Origin of the sequence: Novosphingobium sp., from assembly GCF_036733805.1 — a bacterium.
Lineage (GTDB): Bacteria > Pseudomonadota > Alphaproteobacteria > Sphingomonadales > Sphingomonadaceae > Novosphingobium.
Genome location: NZ_DAIMZT010000007.1, coordinates 50,341 through 64,690 on the forward strand (window position 1 = coordinate 50,341; position 14,350 = coordinate 64,690).

General features: G+C 61.2%; 17 protein-coding genes. 8 read left to right on the top strand and 9 right to left on the bottom strand.

Annotated features, from left to right (window positions below):
• The first annotated feature begins 69 nt into the window (after positions 1-69).
• From V7D69_RS03560 to V7D69_RS03570, 3 genes are all read left to right on the top strand, one after another.
• Positions 70-1,341 carry a cyclopropane-fatty-acyl-phospholipid synthase family protein gene (locus V7D69_RS03560; protein WP_333605073.1) on the top strand — a complete coding sequence of 424 codons (1,272 nt, stop codon included), beginning with the start codon at positions 70-72 and terminating at the stop codon, positions 1,339-1,341.
• Positions 1,342-1,392: 51 nt separating this feature from the next.
• Positions 1,393-2,607, top strand: coding sequence for an argininosuccinate synthase (locus tag V7D69_RS03565; RefSeq protein ID WP_324061329.1), 1,215 nt, complete (start codon positions 1,393-1,395; stop codon positions 2,605-2,607).
• Between the two features lie 118 nt (positions 2,608-2,725).
• Positions 2,726-3,283: a septal ring lytic transglycosylase RlpA family protein gene (locus V7D69_RS03570; RefSeq protein ID WP_324061328.1), complete on the top strand. Its 558-nt coding sequence runs from the start codon at positions 2,726-2,728 to the stop codon at positions 3,281-3,283.
• 3 nt (positions 3,284-3,286) lie between these two features.
• Here the strand turns inward: V7D69_RS03570 and V7D69_RS03575 are convergent, their stop codons facing one another.
• Positions 3,287-4,372, bottom strand: a complete 1,086-nt coding sequence (locus tag V7D69_RS03575; protein ID WP_333605074.1) for a hypothetical protein — start codon at positions 4,370-4,372, stop codon at positions 3,287-3,289.
• A gap of 177 nt (positions 4,373-4,549) precedes the next feature.
• The gene (locus tag V7D69_RS03580; protein WP_324061326.1) at positions 4,550-4,711 is read right to left on the bottom strand and encodes a hypothetical protein; all 162 of its coding nucleotides are present in this window, start codon (positions 4,709-4,711) and stop codon (positions 4,550-4,552) included.
• Positions 4,712-4,915: 204 nt separating this feature from the next.
• Between V7D69_RS03580 and V7D69_RS03585 the strand changes: the two genes are divergently transcribed.
• Complete coding sequence (locus V7D69_RS03585; RefSeq protein WP_324061325.1) at positions 4,916-5,128, top strand: helix-turn-helix domain-containing protein; 213 nt, start codon at positions 4,916-4,918, stop codon at positions 5,126-5,128.
• Entirely contained in the window at positions 5,125-6,003 is an 879-nt protein-coding gene (locus V7D69_RS03590) for a DUF7687 domain-containing protein (protein WP_333605075.1), read from the top strand. Before V7D69_RS03585 ends, V7D69_RS03590 begins: the two co-directional genes overlap by 4 nt.
• Here V7D69_RS03590 and V7D69_RS03595 read toward each other — a convergent pair.
• The 4 genes from V7D69_RS03595 to uvrA form a co-directional block, all read right to left on the bottom strand.
• A complete protein-coding gene (locus V7D69_RS03595) occupies positions 5,915-6,799 on the bottom strand; it encodes a DNA adenine methylase (protein ID WP_333605076.1) in 885 nt (294 codons plus the stop codon). The genes V7D69_RS03590 and V7D69_RS03595 overlap by 89 nt on opposite strands.
• Positions 6,800-7,169: 370 nt before the next feature.
• Positions 7,170-7,385, bottom strand: coding sequence for a DUF2283 domain-containing protein (locus tag V7D69_RS03600; protein ID WP_324064419.1), 216 nt, complete (start codon positions 7,383-7,385; stop codon positions 7,170-7,172).
• Positions 7,382-7,633, bottom strand: coding sequence for a hypothetical protein (locus V7D69_RS03605; RefSeq protein ID WP_324064420.1), 252 nt, complete (start codon positions 7,631-7,633; stop codon positions 7,382-7,384). Before V7D69_RS03605 ends, V7D69_RS03600 begins: the two co-directional genes overlap by 4 nt.
• Complete coding sequence (uvrA, locus tag V7D69_RS03610) at positions 7,633-10,557, bottom strand: excinuclease ABC subunit UvrA (protein WP_333605077.1); 2,925 nt, start codon at positions 10,555-10,557, stop codon at positions 7,633-7,635. The genes V7D69_RS03605 and uvrA overlap by 1 nt, the downstream gene beginning before the upstream one ends.
• 157 nt (positions 10,558-10,714) lie before the next feature.
• Here uvrA and V7D69_RS03615 point away from each other — a divergent pair, with 157 nt between their 5' ends.
• Complete coding sequence (locus V7D69_RS03615) at positions 10,715-11,125, top strand: hypothetical protein (protein WP_324063529.1); 411 nt, start codon at positions 10,715-10,717, stop codon at positions 11,123-11,125.
• A gap of 101 nt (positions 11,126-11,226) precedes the next feature.
• Positions 11,227-11,811 carry a septal ring lytic transglycosylase RlpA family protein gene (locus V7D69_RS03620; protein ID WP_324063527.1) on the top strand — a complete coding sequence of 195 codons (585 nt, stop codon included), beginning with the start codon at positions 11,227-11,229 and terminating at the stop codon, positions 11,809-11,811.
• A 460-nt stretch (positions 11,812-12,271) separates the two neighbouring features.
• Here the strand turns inward: V7D69_RS03620 and V7D69_RS03625 are convergent, their stop codons facing one another.
• From V7D69_RS03625 to V7D69_RS03635, 3 genes are all read right to left on the bottom strand, one after another.
• A complete protein-coding gene (locus V7D69_RS03625) occupies positions 12,272-12,700 on the bottom strand; it encodes a putative toxin-antitoxin system toxin component, PIN family (protein WP_333605078.1) in 429 nt (142 codons plus the stop codon).
• Entirely contained in the window at positions 12,700-12,939 is a 240-nt protein-coding gene (locus V7D69_RS03630; RefSeq protein ID WP_333605079.1) for a ribbon-helix-helix domain-containing protein, read from the bottom strand. The genes V7D69_RS03625 and V7D69_RS03630 overlap by 1 nt, the downstream gene beginning before the upstream one ends.
• 591 nt (positions 12,940-13,530) lie before the next feature.
• Positions 13,531-13,983 carry a globin domain-containing protein gene (locus tag V7D69_RS03635; RefSeq protein ID WP_333605080.1) on the bottom strand — a complete coding sequence of 151 codons (453 nt, stop codon included), beginning with the start codon at positions 13,981-13,983 and terminating at the stop codon, positions 13,531-13,533.
• Between the two features lie 114 nt (positions 13,984-14,097).
• Here V7D69_RS03635 and V7D69_RS03640 point away from each other — a divergent pair.
• Positions 14,098-14,350: Rrf2 family transcriptional regulator (locus tag V7D69_RS03640; RefSeq protein ID WP_333605081.1), on the top strand; the 253-nt coding region annotated here is incomplete at its 3' end.

Consider the following 14,350-nt stretch of genomic DNA (forward strand, 5'->3'; position numbering starts at 1 on the left):
GGAAACACTAAGAGAACCGCCTCTCCGGCTTGGTTCCTGACCGAATCTGAATTGGAAGGACGAACGCGGATGTACAAGACACTGCTCGAACGGTTTCTCGGCAAGGTCATACGCAAGGGCGTTCTGGAGGTGACCTTCGCGGACGGAACGCAGCGCCGGTTCGGCCTGCCCGCTCCCGGTTTTCCCGAAGTCGCCGTGCGCTTCACCAGCGCCGCCGCTCAACGCAAGATCGTGCACGATACCAGCCTGGGCGCGGGCGAGGCGTTCATGGACGGCGAACTTGTGATCGAACGCGGCGACGTGATGGAGATGGCCGCCCTGCTGCGGGGGAACAGCCCGTGGGACCGCGAGCGCGATATGCGCGAGGGGTCCGGGTTGGCCGAGTTTTTCGATCGCGCGGCAACGGTGGTCGACGGCATTAACCGGGCCGCTCGCGCCAAGAAGAACATCGCGCATCACTATGACATCGGCAACGACCTTTACACGCTGTTCCTCGATCGCGATCACATGCAATACAGCTGCGCTTATTGGCCGCATGACGACATGACGCTGGAGCAGGCGCAGGAGGCCAAGCTTGCGCACATCGCGGCCAAACTGGCCCTGGCTCCCGATCAGCGCGTGTTGGATATCGGCTGTGGCTGGGGCGGCATGGCGATCTACATCGCCCGCAAGGTCGGCGCTGAAGTGCTCGGCATTACCCTAAGCGAGGAGCAGCTTGCGCTGGCCCGTGAACGTGCGCAAGCCGCCGGCGTGGCTGACCGCGTTCGCTTCGAGCTGGTCGATTACCGCGATCTGGCGGCGCGCGGCGAAACCTTTGACCGGATCGTTTCGGTCGGGATGTTCGAGCATGTCGGGCAGGCCCAGTTCAAGCGCTTCTTCCGCGACTGCGCGGCCCTGCTGACGCATGACGGCGTCATGCTGCTGCACACCATCGGCCGGATGGGCAGCCCCGGATCGACGGACGCTTTCACTCGCAAATATATCTTTCCCGGCGGCTATATTCCCGCACTTAGCGAGACCGTGGCCGCCGGTGAGCAATCGCGCCTCATTGCTGCTGATGTCGAGAACCTGCGCCTGCATTACGCCAGGACGCTGCGCGAATGGTACAAGCGCTGCACCGTGCAAAAGCACGCGATCGTCGCGCTTTACGGAGAGCGGTTCTACCGCATGTGGATCTTCTATCTGGCCGGCGCCACCGCGGCTTTCGAAAGCGGCAGCATGTGCAATTACCAGATCCAGTATGTCCGCAACCGCCGCGCCCTTCCCCTTTCTCGAGATTATATGGCAGAGCGCGAAACGGAGCTGCTCTCCGCCCAGCCGCATCCCGCCATTGCGAAGTAGCCCCCGCGCTGTTAGGCGCGCGTCCCGAATCCAAGGGAGCATGTAGAGCCCATGTCCGACATCAAGAAGGTCGTCCTCGCCTATTCGGGCGGTCTCGATACCAGCGTCATCCTCAAGTGGCTGCAGGTCACTTACAATTGCGAGGTCGTCACTTTCACCGCCGATCTTGGCCAGGGCGAGGAGCTTGAGCCGGCGCGCGCCAAGGCCCGCCTGATGGGCCTGCCGGACAGCAATATCTATATCGACGACTTGCGCGAAGAGTTCGTGCGCGATTTCGTCTTCCCGATGATGCGCGCCAATGCCCGGTATGAAGGGGATTATCTGCTCGGCACCTCGATCGCCCGCCCGCTCATTTCCAAGCGCTTGATCGAGATCGCGCATGAAACCGGCGCGGACGCGGTCGCGCACGGCGCCACCGGCAAAGGCAATGACCAGGTCCGCTTCGAACTTTCGGCCTACGCGCTCGATCCCAATATCAAGGTCATCGCGCCATGGCGCGAGTGGGACCTGGCCAGCCGCACCGCCCTGATCGCCTGGGCCGAAGCGCACCAGATCCCGGTGCCGAAGGACAAGCGCGGCGAAAGCCCCTTTTCCACGGACGCGAATCTCCTGCACACATCTTCCGAAGGCAAAGTGCTGGAGGACCCGTGGGAGGAAACGCCGGATTATGTCTATTCGCGCACCGTCAATCCCGAGGATGCGCCCGATCAGGCCGAATACATCACTCTTGATTTCGAAAAGGGTGACGGGGTGGCCCTCAACGGTCAAGCGATGTCCCCCGCCACTTTACTCGCCGCGCTTAACGAACTGGGCCGTAAGCACGGCATCGGCCGGCTGGACCTTGTCGAGAACCGCTTCGTCGGCATGAAGAGCCGCGGCATGTACGAAACGCCGGGCGGCGCCATTTATGCCGTGGCGCATCGGGGCATCGAACAGATCACGCTTGATCGCGGCGCTGCGCATCTCAAGGATGAGCTGATGCCCAAATACGCGGAACTGATCTACAACGGCTTCTGGTTCGCGCCTGAGCGAGAGATGCTGCAGGCCGCGATCGACCATTCGCAAAGCCGCGTGAACGGCACCGTCCGGTTGAAGCTCTATAAGGGCCTCGCCTCGGTGGTCGGCCGCAAGAGCCCGGATTCGCTCTACTCCGAACGCCATGTCACCTTCGAGGACGATGCCGGCGCTTACGACCAGAAGGACGCCGCCGGCTTCATCAAGCTGAACGCCCTGCGCCTTCGCTTGCTGGCGCAAAGGGACAGGTAATCCAGCCAAGGGGAACGCGGGCAATCGTTAATATCCACCGCGTTTCGTTAACTTCTCACGGCGGTCCGTTGCCTTGGCGCGACGGACCGCTGCCCGGTTGAGTCCACAAAGGCACGCTGTGCCTGTAGGAGTCCCCGCCATCGTCAACAGCGAAGCGAGGCAGGTTTTGGCATTTCGGCGCACCGGTTTCCTGGCTGCTTTTGTTGTGGCCGCGACCCTGCCCGTGGCAGGCCCCGCAAGCGCCGAACCGGACGTAATCCAGATTCCCACCGCCACCGCCGCCGCTGTTTCCCAGGCCGCAGCTCCTCAGCTCTCCACCGATCCCCTTACTGCGCCCACTGTGATTGCGCCCATTGTGGACACCCGCCGGTTCGCATCGATCGGCAGCGGCATGGCCAGCTTCTATGGCCGCGAAATGGCCGGCGCCCGCACGGCAAGCGGCCAGCGCTTCGATCCGAACGGCCTTACCGCCGCGCACCGCACTCTGCCGTTCGGCACGCATGTGCAAGTCACCAATCCCCGCACGGGCGATTCAGTGATCGTCACCATCAATGATCGCGGTCCTTTCCATTCAAACCGCGTGATAGACCTCAGCGAAGCCGCCGCCCGCCAGATCGGCATTGCCCGCAGCGGCAGCGGCGTGGTGCAATTGGCAGTGCTTTCGCCCGATAACTGAGCCTCACGCTCCAGCCGCCTGGTGTTTCCGATCTTTCAGGGAAAGGTCGGCCGGCGCGGTGGTGGGAGGGGTGGGGGGAGGGCCGCGCCGGCCTTCATACGCAATAACAGCAAAGCCGGCGTTCCGTTCCCATGCTCTATCCGCGTTCGCCCAGCCGTGCCCTGCCTTCGACAAGGCGACAGGTTGACACGGTTTACACAGTCCAGAGGCAATAGCAGCGGCTGAGGTAAAAACAGGGCCGGAGCCAAAAGCACCGGCCAGCGGTAAAAGCGCGGGACGCCCCGCCAACGATTTGTATTCGGCCGGCGGAAGGTCCCCGCCCTCCCCTTCGCCGCGATCGTCCTTCCTGCCGCTCCCGGAGTGAGGCAGATCATCAGAGCCGGACGAGGCTGCCAGCGCCCGATCCACACGCTCGAAAGCACTTGCCTGCCATTTGTCCCAATCGCGCAGGAATCCCGTGCGACGGCCATCATAATCGGGTTCGGGCTCGTCCTCCTTCGCAGCCTCCAGATTGACGTAAGCCTCGTGCCATTCCTCATACTCTTCGTTGCAGGCGAGAGTGGCCGCGGAATCGGCAAATTCCTCGCGAGCGAGCGGCAGCACCGGATCGGGCTCCTTGGGAAAGGGAGAAGCGCGGAAAAGCGCCGGCTCCGGCCGCTCACCCGTCAACAGCGCCAGCACCTCATCAAAACGTTCGGCCTGCTCGCCCGCGATCGTCTCATTCAGTGCATCGAGCCGCGCCAGATGCGCCAGCAGCAACCGGGAATCATAGCGCCGCCGCACGCCCACCAGTTCGCCCCGGAACCAAACCTCCTCCTCCACACCGTCCAGCGCGCGCGTGGCGAGCACATCCTCCACTTCCACACGGGCGAGCACTAGCGCGGCCTGCCATCCTTGCGCAAACACCCCATCGCGCCGCCGCTGCATATAGGCGGACTGCCGGCTCATCCCCACCCGCGCCGCCGCCGCGCGCACATCGCCCTTTTCGGAGAGGTGATGGAGAAACCGCACCTTGCGGTCCGCATCCCAGCCATGGCTGAAGACAGGCGGCCTTGAAGCAGGATCGCGCGGATCGACAGGATCGGACATGGTTCACCTCCACTTGCAAAGCAACAGGACCGGCGCACATCGCGGGCCGGCGTGAACCGAGGTACTTATGCCATATCGGGGGCTGTAGGAAAGTTTGTTCTTGATGTGTTCAAGTCCGTCCCGGAGCGGGGAGATTGGGACACTTTACCGCACCCTCACCACTTGCCCCCAGCCTTCTCAATCCCCTTGAGCAACGCGGTTGGACGCGGTGCGGTTCTTGCCGGAATTGCGGGGCAAATCGAGCAAGCCAAGTTCTGCCCTGCGCTGAGCGATCCGTGCGCCAAGTTCGGCCATGTCAATGATGGTCCCGGCTTCAGTCGATGATGTCTTCGACGTCATAGCTGCCCGCCGTTTCCTCTGCGATACGCCGTGCCATGTAGTCCTGATCGAACCCTTCGCACGGGCGAACAAGGCCACCGTCCCTTCAGGCGTCCACTTCGCGACCGAAGGCCAACGCGGAACGCCCATCGGCCCCGCCCAGCCATCATCTGATGTTACGTGGATTCCGTGGACGTTTCTTCCATGATCATAAATGCATGGAGCATGCAACCGCTTGAGCGCTTGAGCGATAACGTTCGGAAAATCCGAAAGGACCGTGGGCTATCGCAAGAACAGCTTGCGCTCCAAGCCGACATAGACCGCTCCTACATCAGTCAACTCGAACGCGACACACGCAATGTCGCCTTTGAGAACATCCTGAAAATTGCCCGCGCCCTTGGCGTTTCCCTCAGCCATTTAGTGGAAGGTATAGAGTGAAGCCGAACGTGTTGTTTCGCGGCCAGGGCCATGGGTTTTGGGCGATTGTGAAATATGTTTCGGAACAAGCCGGTTACACGGTTCGACGAACCAAGGGCAATCCGGTCTCCCGTCTCAAAGTTCTTAAACCGGATGAAATTAGACATACGCTTGAAAAATGCGATATAGATCACGGTGCGATCTCTGAAGAAGAATATTCCCTCGCGTCCAGATATTTACACTACCGTGCAGATATTTTGACGCACGAAGTCGAGCCGGCGTTAATGAACAGGGAGCAGGCCCGGCAATGCTTTTTTGAGCTTAAAGAGCGCATTAATCCGAAGCATCCCATTCCGATGAACCGCCAAAAGGGGAACAAACGCCATGAAGCCTACCTGGCCGCAATGGTCGGGATGCTTGCGGAGGAGGTGTTCGGCCCCACCAATCTCGTCAATGATTCGCAGAAGCTGGCGATCATCACCGAAGATGGTTCGCTCAAAGGCATCTTTTCCCGGCGCTTTGACGGCGCGGTTCCGGATACACGCGATCCTATCGCCATTTGGGAAATCAAGGAATACTACGGCACGACGACCTTTGGAAGTCGGGTGGCTGACGGCGTTTACGAGACTTTACTCGATGGCCACGAGATCAATGCCTTCGAAGCGGCATTCAGCAGAAAGATCTTGCATTATCTTTTCGTGGATGACAGATTTACTTGGTGGGATTGCGGAAAATCTTACTTATGTCGCCTTATTGACATACTCCATACAGGACATGTGGACGAGATATTCTTTGGGCGACAGGTCATCACGCAGTGGCCCGAAACCCTGAAGGAGTTGCAAACAAATCCAGTGCTGCACGACCTGCATCATGGGAAAGCAGAAGCCGGTCCTTGACATGTTCGTCCATGACATCAAGGCCCTCACGCCAGAAGCGCTTCAGCATCGAGCCACCCAAATTAACGTAAGCTTCGACTTCGAATAGACCGCGTGGCGGCAGAATAGATACAACCTTACCGCCTGATTTCTTAACACCGTCAATCGACAAGGCGACAAACGCCCCCTCCTCCTTCGCGGCTGACAAGTGCTTATAAAGCTTAGCAAGGCTAAACTCTTGCGCCCCGTAAAGGATTTTCTGCGTGTCAACAAAAGGGGGATCGCAATAAATTATGTCACCCTCGCCCGCTTCGGAGACAACTTCCGAAAAGTCGCCGTGAACAAAGCGGGTGCCTGCAACCAGCGGCCTCCATTCTGATAGTCGTTTGGAGAACGAACCTGGAGAAATAATCCTGTGCGGCCCTATCGGCGTGCTGAGATACCCGTCTTTCCTGAAGCGGATCACACCGCCATAGCAAGCGCGAGCGATGAAGAGAAAATCATGTGGGTTCTGCCGGCTGTTAAACCTGTCCTTCGCTGTGTCATAAGCGTGCTGCCTGGATTTGCAGTAAGCGTCCCAATTCGCCGTGTAACTATCCAGGAGGGACTGAGGATCAGTCTGAACCAGCCGCCACAGATCGATAAGCGGCTTGCAATTATCCGCAGCGACGGAATGGGGCGGCCGAAGAGCCCCGAGAACCGCGCCCGATCCGAAGAAGGGTTCATAATATGTGCGATATGACGAGGGAAATGATTTAATAATCCGCTCGGCAGAACGGTACTTATTGCCGATATACTTGAAGAGCGGTTGCGGCATTCTGTCAATTACCCGGCCATTTCCCGTCCGATCAACAAGTTCAGCCGCACTCGCGGTCGATTCGATCAGCGCTCCATACGCTATGGATTTGCACACCGGTTGGGGCAACGGCCGTCACGGTCAAAATCGACACTTTTCACAATTACATTGGGCGACCGGAACCTTGGTCACTTGCCCAACAGTGGCTTCAAATAAGCCCCCGTAAAGCTTCTTGCATTCCTCACCACCTGCTCCGGCGTCCCTTCCGCGACGATCTCCCCGTCCCGCACGTCGCCGCCGCGTCCGTCACGCGATACGCGATCACCGTCCGCTGGCCGGTGTCACCGTGGTCCGATCAGATCGTCTCGCGGCGTGCCGCGTTCCGGAACGCCTATGCGGCGCGAAGCCGCATGTGTGGAAGTGACACGGTTTCCAGGTGGGACAGATCAAGTTGGGTGGAGGCGTGTTCGATATCGAAGCCGACCACGCGGCCATCGGCGTCGAGGTCTGCGTTGAGCCCCTCAGCGATCATGCGCACTTCTACGCCTGGACCAGCGGCAAGTTCGATGTAGAGACTGTCCGTTTCGGGGTAATAATGCAGCTTCATTGTTCGTCCCTGACGAAATCGCGATCGGGAAAGGCGTTATGGATGGTCTCGCCATCCCCCAGTGTTATAACCTGCAAGATGCGCTCGCCTTCCACGTTTGGCAAGATGACCAGACCCCAATGGCGGATACGGCCGTCTTCCTGCACCATGGTGCAGATGGGATCGGCTACCACCGCCCGGCACATTTCCAGCGTCAGATAAGGGCGCTTTCGCAGCACCTGCTCCACGAAATAACGCGTTGCCGGCATCACTCCGTCGCCGCGCGCTGCCCATCCAGCAGCGGCTTAAGGTAATGCCCCGTAAAGCTTCTTGCATTCCTCACCACCTGCTCCGGCGTCCCTTCCGCGACAATCTCCCCGCCGCGCACGCCGCCTTCGGGGCCAAGGTCGATGATCCAGTCCGCCGTCTTGATGACGTCGAGGTTGTGTTCGATCACCACGACCGAATTGCCCTGATCGACCAGGCGGTGAAGCACTTCCAGCAATTTGCGCACGTCTTCGAAGTGGAGGCCGGTGGTCGGCTCGTCGAGAATGTAGAGCGTCTGCCCGGTGGAGCGGCGGGCGAGTTCCTTGGCGAGCTTCACGCGCTGGGCCTCGCCGCCGGACAGCGTGGTCGCCTGCTGGCCGACCTTGACATAGCCCAGACCCACTTCGTTGAGCATGTGCATCTTGTCGCGGATGGGAGGCACGGCTTTGAAGAACTCCTCCGCATCCTCAATCGTCATGTCGAGCACGTCGGCGATGGAGTGGCCCTTGAACTTCACTTCCAACGTCTCGCGGTTGTAACGCTTGCCGTGGCATTCCTCGCAGGTGACGTAAACGTCGGGCAGGAAATGCATCTCGATCTTGATGAGGCCGTCGCCCTGGCACGCCTCGCACCGGCCGCCCTTGACGTTGAAGCTGAAGCGCCCCGCCTTGTAGCCGCGCGCCTCCGATTCCGGCAGACCGGCGAACCAGTCGCGGATCTGAGTGAAGGCGCCGGTATAGGTTGCCGGGTTGGAGCGCGGGGTGCGGCCGATCGGAGACTGATCGATCTCGATCACCTTATCGCACATCTCCAGGCCCGTCACCCGGTCATGCGGCCCTGCGATCACGCGCGCGCCGTTAAGCGTGCGCGCGGCGACGGCGTGCAGCGTATCCAGCGTAAGGCTGGACTTGCCTGAGCCGGAAACCCCGGTGACGCAGCAGAACGTGCCGAGCGGAAACTTCGCGGTGACGCCGGTAAGGTTATTGGCCCGCGCGTTCTCCACCGTGACGAAATGGCCGTTGCCCTTGCGGCGCTGCTTCGGCACCTCGATCCGGCGCACGCCGGTGAGGTACTGGGCGGTGAGGCTTTTCGTGCTGGCGAGCACCTGCTCCAGCGTGCCTTGCGCCACCACCTCTCCCCCATGGACGCCGGCGCCGGGGCCAAGATCCACCACATGATCGGCAGCGCGGATCGCATCCTCGTCATGCTCGACCACGATCACCGTATTGCCCAGATCGCGCAGGCGCTTCAGCGTTTCCAGCAGCCGGTCATTATCGCGCTGATGCAGGCCGATGCTCGGCTCGTCCAACACGTAAAGCACGCCGGAAAGGCCAGAGCCGATCTGGCTGGCAAGCCGGATGCGCTGGCTCTCCCCGCCCGACAGGGTTCCGCTGGTGCGATCAAGATTGAGGTAATCCAGCCCCACATTGTTCAAGAAGCCCAACCGTTCGTTGATCTCCTTGAGAATGGCGTGTGCGATCTGTCTCTGCTGGTCCGTCAGCTTGCTTTCCAGCACGCCGAACCATGCGAAAGCATCGGCCACCGAGAACCGCGCCGCATCGGCAATGTCGCTGCCGCCGACCTTCACGCTCAGCGCCTCGGGCTTAAGGCGCTTGCCGTGGCAGGTTTCACAGGGCTGCGCGGTCTGGAACTTGCCCAGTTCCTCACGCATCCATGCGCTGTCCGTCTGGAGCATGCGGCGGTTAAGATTGCCGATCACCCCTTCGAACGGTTTAGTGACGGTATATTCCTTGCGCCCGTCCTTAAACGTCAGCGGCACGGGCTTTCCAGCGGTGCCGTAAAGGATCACCAGCTTCACCTCGCCGGGCAGGTCATGCCAGGGGGTGGCGAGGTCAAACCCGAAATGCGCGGCAAGGCTGGCGAGCACCTGCATATAATAGGGGCTGGGCGGATTGGACTTGGCCCAGGGCACCACCGCGCCCTGCTTGAGCGTCAGCGCCTCGTTCGGGACCACCAGTTGCGGGTCGAACAGCAGCTTCTCCCCCAGGCCATCGCAAGCCGGACAGGCGCCCTGCGGCGCGTTGAAGCTGAACAGGCGCGGCTCGATCTCCTCAATCGTGAAGCCGGAGACCGGGCACGCGAACTTTTCGCTGAACACGATGCGGTTGGGGGGGAGGCCGGCGCCTTTCAAGCTCCCGTCCCGCTTGCGGGAGGGGGACTGGCCGGCAAGCTCCGCCACCGTCCCATCCGCCAGGTCCACGTACGCCAGTCCCTCGGCCAGCTTGAGCGCCTGTTCGAAGCTGTCTGCCAGGCGGGTCTGGATGCCGTCCTTCACGGCGATACGGTCAACCACCACCTCGATGTCGTGCTTGTATTTCTTGTCGAGGGCGGGCACGTCCTCGATCGCATACATTTCTCCGTCGATGCGCACGCGGGTGTAGCCGGCTTTCTGCCATTCGGCCAATTCCTTGCGGTATTCCCCCTTGCGCCCGCGCACCACGGGAGCGAGCAAGTACAGCCGCGTGCCCTCGGGCAGCGCCATCACCCGGTCGACCATGTTGGAGACCGTCTGCGCCTCTATCGGGAGGCCCGTGGCGGGCGAATACGGCACCCCCACCCGCGCCCAGAGCAGGCGCATGTAATCCCATATCTCCGTCACCGTGGCGACCGTGGAGCGCGGGTTGCGACTGGTGGTCTTCTGCTCGATCGAGATCGCGGGGCTCAGCCCGTCGATATGTTCGACATCGGGCTTTTGCATCATTTCCAGGAACTGGCGCGCATAAGCGCTGAGCGATTCCACATAGCGGCGCTGCCCCTCGGCATAGATCGTGTCGAACGCCAGGCTGGACTTGCCGGAGCCCGAAAGCCCGGTGATGACGATCAGCTTCTCCCGCGGGAGCGCGATGTCAAAACCCTTGAGATTATGCTCGCGCGCGCCGCGAACCGTGATGTGGGAAAGACTCATGGAGGAGATATGTTCCAGATTTGTTCGCGTCAAGCAAGAGGGGGACGCGGCGCCGCCGTTCCCGCAGAGATAAGCGGCGAACCGCTCATCGCAATGCCTTTGCAATGCGCAGGCGGCTCCGGCACAATAAGCGCATAGGTGGAAGGGACTTGAATACATGAGGGAATTGCGCATTCTGACGGTGCTCGCGCCAATCGTGCTGGGCATTGCTGCGCCGCTTATTTCCACGCCGGCGTTGGCCGATGATCCCAATGACCCGGAAATGGCCTCGAGCGCGGCGCGCGCGCGGGATCGCGCCATCATTCGCAAGCTTAACGAGGACCAACTGGCATACGTGCGCGAACGCGACGCCCGCTATGCGCAGGGATGGGACGACTATCGCCGCGCTTCCAGCGATCGCGACGGCGAGGCTTATGCTGACGATCCCACGCCGCGCAAACGCCGCGGCGCGCCGCGCGATGATGATGGCTATGCCTCCGCCAACAGCGAGTACCAGGCGGCGATGGCCGAATGGCGCGAAGACGTGGCCGCCTGCCGCGCCGGCTATTATGAGCATTGCGCCCGCTGATCTCGACTCCTGAATATCTGCGGAAATGCGAACCGGGGCCAACCGGGGAAAATCCCGGCCGGATCGTGGGCAATCGTACGCGAACGCGGCACGAAATGCCCATGCCTGCCCTAACGAAGACCGGCCTGCGCCTGTTCGTGGCAACGGCCTTGCCGCTGGCTCTTGCCGCATGCGGCGGCGGGGCGCATTTCCGCCCCGTGTCCGATACGCCAGTGCGGATCGGGCTGCCTTACACAGTGCGCGGCGTGACTTACACGCCGGCGGCCGATCCCTATTACGACATGCTCGGCTATGCGACCTGGTACGGCATTGAATCCGGCAACCAGGCGGCGAACGGCGAGCGGTTCCGCCCGGACTGGATCACCGCCGCGCACAAAACGCTGCCTCTGCCCTCCTATGTCGAGGTGACATCGCTGGACACGGGGCGGCGCATCCTGGTCCGCATCAATGATCGCGGCCCTTATGGCGAAAGCGCCAGGATCATCGACCTGTCGAAAGGCGCGGCCGAACGGCTCGGCGTGCGGGCGAGAGGCAAGGCGGCGGTGCGGGTGCGCGTGGTCGACCCGCCCGAGCGCGACCGCAAGGCCCTGCGTGAAGGCAAGCCTGCGCGCGAGCTGTCGCCGGTCCCGGCAAATACGCTGGCGAACCTGCAAGCCCAGTTCGCGCGCGGCGTGGGAACGCGGTGATGGGGCGGGAATCAGCCAAGTACATCCCCTAAGCCGCACCGTCGTGAGGTCGGGCGGCAATAGGCATGGTGCAGAAACGGGTGACGGAAAACCCCAGGAACTTCGTTGCGGTATACTTTTCCATTCCTGCAGTGTTTTTCAGCCATTCCGAGTTGAACTGCCGCCTAGCAAGGATGTTGGACTTAGGAATGACCCCATGGCCGGCCCCGCGCTTGTAGGAAATCATGTGATCCCATCAAGGCTGCTATGGGAAACCGCCTCAAACGCGTTCTTATCTTGAAGCCGGATTGTCCTATCACTGATAACCTAAAATGGGGATCAAGATTCCCCCCAAATCCTTCGCGTATAATTCCTTCCCCTGCCATCTACGCTAAGTCTCGCATTTTCCGGACTGCCTGCCCGACAATCAGGCGTTTTCCGTTAGTGCATCACTCTGTGCCGCCAACCCCGGATCACAGCTTTAACCGGTCAGTCCTACTTCCAGACAAAAGTCCGCCGGTCTCAATGTCTTTGCACGTCGGACACTGCCGCGCTGTAGAAGTCCCGCGTGGCGGTCGCCGGTTACGAGAAAATCCGCATCGCTGGCGAGCACCATGCTCAGCAGAAAATTGTCGTCAGGATCGGCCGTATCCACGCCGTCAGGCAGCGCCGGCAGTGGGTCCAGCATGGCGGCGCGATCGAGATTGTTTATCATGGTGCCGATGCGATGGTTCGGCAGGATTGCCTTGAGCTTAGGGTAGCGACTTATCCGCCGCAGCTCATCGAGTTGCAGGCGGGAGGTGACCAGCTCGAAGCGGCCACCGCGCCATGCCCGATAGATTGTCTCGGGCGGACTGCGTCGTGAGATTAGGGCGGCGACCAGGACATTGGTGTCCAAAATCACGCGCATCAGTTATGGCGCGCCCATTGGACGGCTTCGTCTATCAGGGCCGTAAGGTCCGCTTCACCGATTTCGGCGGCGGCGTCCTTGGCGTGCTCCACGGCCTGTTCGAACAGATAGGTTCGAACTGCCTGTTCGATAAAGCGTGAAAGGTCACCCTTGCGACCTCCTCCTTGGGCGGCAAGGAACATCCGCACGGATTGGTCCGTGTCGGACGATACGGCGATGTTCCAGCGAACAGAAGACATGGCATGTTCCGATGCTTAAGCGTTTTCACACATATACACCGATATGAGCAATATTTCAAACTCGCTTGGGTCCGCTCGTAGCTCGCCTCCGACAGGTTAGCGGTGTGAAAGATGTGTTTCCCGTCAGCGGCCGCCTCCGAGGAACAGTACGCTTCCGAAATATCCGCGGCGTTGGCGGCTCCGGAAAGGCGGCTTCCAGCGACAAAAGACGAGGTCGGGACATTATGGGCCGTTTTCGCCAATCCGCAGGTCGGAAAGTCCAAGTGGCGCCGCGCGCTCACCGGTTCCTCTGCGCGGGAAAGAAACCGGCGGCGCGGGCTAGGCGGCGTGGACAAATTCCCCGCAGCCACGGCTGGAGTCAAAAGCCGTCAATTCAAGGAGGTAAGACGAAGGCGTATGTCGATACGTCAAGTCGAACTGACGCGGAAGTGGCGGCTTTTGGCCCAGCCCCTGCGGGGTTGCCCTGTAATAGGCCCCGGCGGCGTTGCGCGGCCTTGAAAGAGGCCCACTCTGTCTGCGGCCCCGCGCCTTGCCAGGGCCTATTACAGGGCAACCGTGGCTGCAGGGAATTTGTCCACGCCGCCTAGTCGTTCAGGCCGTCTCCAGTTCCGCGTAAGCTTCCGCTTCCTTGCCGATCAGGATATCGGCGAGGAACCAGTAAGCCTCGCCCCAGGCGGCGAGCACTTCGTCAGTGGCGGCTTCTTCGCCCAACACGTCGCGGATGGCGGGCAGCAGGGCTTCGGCGACATAAGGATAGTGCTCAGCCTTCACGCCGGTCTCGACGTGGCGCTGAACCATGCGCTGAACCGGGCCGGTCAGGTTCTGCAGCTTGTCCACATTCTGCGCATAAGCGAGGATCGCGGCAGCGAGGCGGCGGGGCTGCTCGCCCGATTCCTGCGCGGCCTGATCGAACAGGTCCTTGACCTCCTCATTCACGAACAAGCGCTCGTACATGCGGGTGGTGATGGCGACACCATGCGCCTGAAGCGCAGGAGCGGTCGCCTTTACGATGGCGATGGTCTGTTCGGAAAGCGGTGCGGTCATGCAAATTACCCCCTCTGCTAAAACATGCTATTCTGATGCATCTATACAGGGGCCGGAAAAGATGTAAATAGGGTGCATCATTAATTCACGTCGACAACGGAGGGAGCCCCCGTCTTGCGCCTGACCGCGCATACCGATTACGCGCTGCGCATCCTGCTGCACGCCGCGATAACGGCGAACAAGGATGCGCAAGACCTGCTGTCCATCGCCGAAGTGGCAGATAGCCACGCGATCTCGCGCAATCACGCGATGAAGGTGGTGAACCTGCTGGCCAATGCGGGCCTGCTGGAAACCGTGCGCGGACGCGGCGGCGGATTTCGCCTGGGCAAGCCCGCTGCCGAGATCCGGCTGGGCGACGTGGTCCGCC

Excerpts from the sequence above, each read along its gene's own strand:
- V7D69_RS03560 (WP_333605073.1), top strand. The coding sequence starts at position 70 with ATGTACAAGACACTGCTCGAACGGTTTCTCGGCAAGGTCATACGCAAG.
- V7D69_RS03565 (WP_324061329.1), top strand. The coding sequence starts at position 1,393 with ATGTCCGACATCAAGAAGGTCGTCCTCGCCTATTCGGGCGGTCTCGAT.
- V7D69_RS03575 (WP_333605074.1), bottom strand. The coding sequence starts at position 4,372 with ATGTCCGATCCTGTCGATCCGCGCGATCCTGCTTCAAGGCCGCCTGTC.
- V7D69_RS03580 (WP_324061326.1), bottom strand. The coding sequence starts at position 4,711 with ATGACGTCGAAGACATCATCGACTGAAGCCGGGACCATCATTGACATG.
- V7D69_RS03585 (WP_324061325.1), top strand. The coding sequence starts at position 4,916 with ATGCAACCGCTTGAGCGCTTGAGCGATAACGTTCGGAAAATCCGAAAG.
- V7D69_RS03595 (WP_333605076.1), bottom strand. The coding sequence starts at position 6,799 with ATGCCGCAACCGCTCTTCAAGTATATCGGCAATAAGTACCGTTCTGCC.
- V7D69_RS03600 (WP_324064419.1), bottom strand. The coding sequence starts at position 7,385 with ATGAAGCTGCATTATTACCCCGAAACGGACAGTCTCTACATCGAACTT.
- V7D69_RS03605 (WP_324064420.1), bottom strand. The coding sequence starts at position 7,633 with ATGCCGGCAACGCGTTATTTCGTGGAGCAGGTGCTGCGAAAGCGCCCT.
- uvrA (WP_333605077.1), bottom strand. The coding sequence starts at position 10,557 with ATGAGTCTTTCCCACATCACGGTTCGCGGCGCGCGCGAGCATAATCTC.
- V7D69_RS03615 (WP_324063529.1), top strand. The coding sequence starts at position 10,715 with ATGAGGGAATTGCGCATTCTGACGGTGCTCGCGCCAATCGTGCTGGGC.
- V7D69_RS03620 (WP_324063527.1), top strand. The coding sequence starts at position 11,227 with ATGCCTGCCCTAACGAAGACCGGCCTGCGCCTGTTCGTGGCAACGGCC.
- V7D69_RS03625 (WP_333605078.1), bottom strand. The coding sequence starts at position 12,700 with ATGCGCGTGATTTTGGACACCAATGTCCTGGTCGCCGCCCTAATCTCA.
- V7D69_RS03630 (WP_333605079.1), bottom strand. The coding sequence starts at position 12,939 with ATGTCTTCTGTTCGCTGGAACATCGCCGTATCGTCCGACACGGACCAA.
- V7D69_RS03635 (WP_333605080.1), bottom strand. The coding sequence starts at position 13,983 with ATGACCGCACCGCTTTCCGAACAGACCATCGCCATCGTAAAGGCGACC.